This is a genomic window from Xanthomonas arboricola pv. guizotiae (assembly GCF_002940205.1).
Taxonomy (GTDB): Bacteria; Pseudomonadota; Gammaproteobacteria; order Xanthomonadales; family Xanthomonadaceae; genus Xanthomonas; species Xanthomonas arboricola_C.
Genome location: NZ_MDSK01000100.1, coordinates 1 through 943 on the forward strand (window position 1 = coordinate 1; position 943 = coordinate 943).

The 943-nt window shown below is 51.0% G+C and carries 1 protein-coding gene; it reads right to left on the minus strand.

Annotation, left to right across the window (positions count from 1 at the left end):
• Positions 1-244: 244 nt before the first annotated feature.
• Positions 245-805: a hypothetical protein gene (locus XarbCFBP7408_RS22615; protein ID WP_146093832.1), complete on the minus strand. Its 561-nt coding sequence runs from the start codon at positions 803-805 to the stop codon at positions 245-247.
• Positions 806-943: the final 138 nt, after the last annotated feature.

Genomic DNA, 943 nt, shown 5'->3' on the forward strand with positions numbered 1-943 from the left:
CTGCTCGCTGAAGACGTCTACGCCACGCATGGTAGTGGGGGATGTTCCGACTCAAGTAGTCTACGAGCTGAGAGGTATTTCAGCAGCCTGCTAGATCGGGCGCTTGGAGTTTGGGTAGATCAACCGCTGTAAAAGACGCCATACCGACTCCGAGTGAGAAGAGCTTAGTCTTCCCACTGGGAGCTTCCAAAGCTAACGAATAATTATGTGGCTAATGGCCTTGCTGATTAAGATGAAAATTTATTCAGGCTGGCGCACAGACAAATGAGCTGTTGAACTCATTCTTTACGCCATCAGCATCTAAGAGGGTGGTTTTTACCTGGAAGGTAGTACGCGCAATTGTTCGGCTACCGGTGCAGTTCCATTTCCCAACAATTGGAGAAGGCTGCTCAGCCGAAATAGTAAATGATTCCACTTTGGGGCATGTCCAGCCACTAGGGCAAACAAGAAATTCGCGGGTCCTCACCACCGGGAACTGCGGATTCCCGACGAAATTTATCGGTACGTCAACTTGAGGCCCATTCACTGTTGCCACGATGTTAGGCACCGATGTTATCTTTTGAGGCGCGCAAGTCTTTCCGTCCCTGTTTAATCGGTATCCCTTTTCGATGCCGCGCATCGCTGCGTCCTGAAAAGCAGAATCTAGGAGTGCCGTCGCATTGATAGGATTTGAGTGAAAGCCAACCTCGACCAGTACGGCTGGCACCTCAACCGCATGAGTGTTCTCACCGTATTCGGTGGATGCTTCTGCGGCTCGCACTAACCATTGCTCATAGCCCGGAGCGGCATTGATAACTTCTTTCATCGAGCATGAAACAGCGTCAGCTAGGGCCTGTTAACGCTAGTGGCTGGGGCGGTTAAACTATTGGACATGGAGATCACGCCAGCACAATTTGCCCTCATCGAACATTGCTTACCTGTGCAGCGCGGCAATGTCAGCATG

Coding starts and splice junctions, on each gene's coding strand:
- XarbCFBP7408_RS22615 (WP_146093832.1), bottom strand. CDS start 805: ATGAAAGAAGTTATCAATGCCGCTCCGGGCTATGAGCAATGGTTAGTG.